Consider the following 2,209-nt stretch of genomic DNA (forward strand, 5'->3'; position numbering starts at 1 on the left):
GGACGATGGTTGAGATCGTTTCCTCCAGAGCTATTGCCATCGGCAATCATCAGCCGGACCCGGTCATCAGGCAGGAAAATGGCCCATATGCCGCCGGCCTGGTGACCGTCGTACTTGGCAATCTGCACGTTCTCGGCCTTGTACCAGTAACCCGGGGCCTTGGCGCCGAGCTTCTTGACATCCTTGAATACCAGCCAGCGCACCGTCAGTCGTAGGTCGGACTGCCAATCCAGTGGGTAGCTGGTGCAACACATGCCACCGCTTTCAGAAGGTCGTCCTTCTTCGCGGATTGGCATGACGTTCGAGCCGCCACCGCCGATACCCGTACCAACCGGGCCAGCGATTTCGAACGAGTCGACGTACCATTGGGTGTAGCTCAGCGCTTGCCCGTCACCACTCAGAAGCTCAACCCGATGCGGCACAACGGTGTGCGTGGCCGCGGGCGGCGGAGGGCTGGCGCAAGCGGCGAGCGACAGCGCAGTGGCGAACAGCAGGCTGGCGGAAACGCCGCGGCGCACGCGTCGAGAAAGGGGATTCAATATCATGTCGTCAGGTCTCCGGATTAACGTGGCACGAGTGCCGAACCGCCTCTTGCTGCCTTGAGCACGCACTCAACGCAGATTTTTCGGCGTGAGATCGACGGAAACGTCGCGTGGCCCCCGGCAACCCGGCCAGCCCATTTCAGATTCATTGCGTATTCCCACCCTTGCGATACAGCTGGTTCCATTGGTCATCCAGCACACCCTGCACGATGTACGGGTCACTGTCGGGCGGCCGATGATTGAGATCGTTTCCTCCAGAGCTATTGCCATCGGCAATCATCAGGCGAACCCGATCACCAGGCAGAAAAATGGCCCAGATACCACCGGCCTCGTGGCCGTCGTACTTAGCAATCTGCACGTTCTCGGCCTTGTACCAGTAGCCCGGTGTCTTGCCATCCTGCTTCTTGTCGGCCAGCCAGCGCACTGTCAGTCGCAGATCCGGCTGCCAGTCCAGTGGGATAGCTGGTGCAGCACATGCCACTGCCACCAGAAGGACTTCCATCGTCGTTGACAGGCATCGCGTTGCGTCCGCCACCACCAATGCCCGAACCCTTCGGGCCGCTCAGCTCCCACGTGTGGATATACCAGGGGGTGTAATTCAAAATTCCAGAGTCGCCGCTCAGGAGTTCGACCCGATGCGGCACAGCAACTTGGCTGCCCGCGGGTGACGAGGGGCTCCAGGCGGTAAGCGACAGCGCGATGGCCGACAGCAGGCCAGCGGCAACGCCACGGCGCACGCGTTGAGAAACGGAATTCAATATCATGTCGTCAGGTATCCAAATTAACGCAGCACGAGTGTCGAACCGCCTCTTGCCGCCTTGAGCAGGCACTCGATACAGATTTTTTTCGGCGCGAGGTCGACGGGCACGTCGCGTGGCCCCGGCAACCCGTGTACGGCCGCATGCGCGACAAACTGGCCCGTCGTACCGTGCACGATTCCGCTCGAATCGAACTGGGCGAAGCTGCCGCCCGCTTCAATGCGTAACTTTTTGTGGGCGCGTAGAATGATTTCGTCACCGGTGATCTGGATCTTGTCCTGGGCGAGCAGCACGATCGACTTCGTCAGGGCCTGAAGCACAATGTCGCCTGCTGCCGCAACGAACTTCATCACCTCCCGTTGCGCCACGATCCGGATGGTGTCGCGCACGGTCGCGAAAAGGCTGCGACCGCTGGCAATCCCCACGTGTCCCTCGGTAGTGATTGCAACCTGCTGGGCCGCAACGTGTACAGTCGCCGGCGTGACGACTTCCACGCCGGCCCTGCCAGCCAGCACGAGATGCGGTTCGGACAGTTCGGGGAACGGATTGTCCTGGGTCGCACCGTCGCCGCGAATTTGCTGGTTCTGTGCATCAAGGGTTTTGACGATGTCAGCCTGGTGGTCGTCTGCGTCCTGCGCTTCGCTTTGCTGCGCGATCTGGGTCAACGCGTCGTGCAGACGCTGGGCCGAGACAAGACGTTCGATCGTCTCCCCCATGTCCTTGACGTGCCCCCGTGCATCGGGCCGCGCTTCGGTCGTTACCAGCATGCCGCGCCCCGCGCGGAACACTGCGTGACCGTCGGTCCTGACTTCCGTCCCTATGCCGCGAGCGTCCTGTCGCCCTGTGTTGCCGGGGACGCGGGTGATGTAGCCAAGATTCAATTGCGAGGAGGCTTCGTCACTTGAAAGC

Annotated in this window: 3 protein-coding genes; all 3 read right to left on the reverse strand. The window is 61.4% G+C overall.

The genetic code is table 11. The annotated features are described in order from the left end of the window. Nucleotides 1–545 (reverse strand): DUF3304 domain-containing protein (locus tag WCA53_RS16025; protein ID WP_423912235.1); only part of this gene is annotated, 545 nt, incomplete at its 3' end. 142 nt (nt 546–687) lie between these two features. Further along, nucleotides 688–1,044: a DUF3304 domain-containing protein gene (locus WCA53_RS16030; protein WP_423912238.1), complete on the reverse strand. Its 357-nt coding sequence runs from the start codon at nt 1,042–1,044 to the stop codon at nt 688–690. 279 nt (nt 1,045–1,323) lie between these two features. After that, nucleotides 1,324–2,209, reverse strand: an 886-nt coding sequence (locus WCA53_RS16035) for a DUF2345 domain-containing protein (RefSeq protein WP_423912241.1), incomplete at its 5' end; no start/stop codon positions are given.

It is taken from the genome of Caballeronia sp. (genome assembly GCF_049581465.1).
Taxonomy (GTDB): Bacteria; Pseudomonadota; Gammaproteobacteria; order Burkholderiales; family Burkholderiaceae; genus Caballeronia.

Bases quoted from the DNA above. Each gene is read 5' to 3' on its own strand.
- WCA53_RS16030 (WP_423912238.1), bottom strand. From the start codon at position 1,044: ATGGAAGTCCTTCTGGTGGCAGTGGCATGTGCTGCACCAGCTATCCCA.